This window comes from Marinimicrobium sp. UBA4209 (genome assembly GCF_002381585.1).
In the GTDB taxonomy this organism is placed as follows: domain Bacteria; phylum Pseudomonadota; class Gammaproteobacteria; order Pseudomonadales; family Cellvibrionaceae; genus Marinimicrobium; species Marinimicrobium koreense.
The window spans coordinates 20,706-21,094 of the sequence record NZ_DFTP01000115.1 but is presented as its reverse complement, the minus strand read 5'-3'; the positions used below and the strand labels follow the sequence as shown (position 1 = coordinate 21,094).

Here is a 389-nt window from a genome sequence, read left to right as displayed (position 1 = left end):
GAGTCCCTCCGCTTACGGTCTTGCAACAACACCCCGGGGCTCGCCCCTGTTATGGAGCGACCTTGTTGACCCAACTACAGGATATACCGACTCAGGTCCTCATCCTTCGCCAGTTCACCCAACTGCTTCTGCACGTAATCGGCGTCGATTTCCACGCTGGTCTGCTGGCTGCCGGAGTCGAAGGAGACGTCTTCGAGGAGGCGTTCGAGCAGGGTGTGGAGGCGGCGGGCGCCGATGTTTTCGGTGCTTTCGTTGACTTCGAAGGCGGTCTCCGCAATGCGGCGGATGCCGTCGGGTTTGAAGACCACTTCGACGCCTTCGGTTTTGAGCAGCGCCTGGTGTTGTTCGGTCAGGGAGGCGCTGGGTTCGGTGAGGATGCGTTCGAAGTC

1 pseudogene is annotated in these 389 nt (G+C 60.4%); it reads right to left on the bottom strand.

What is annotated here, in order from left to right:
- Positions 1-74: 74 nt before the first annotated feature.
- Positions 75-389 (bottom strand): annotated as a pseudogene (gene hslU / locus B3187_RS16995) (HslU--HslV peptidase ATPase subunit); the annotation flags it as partial.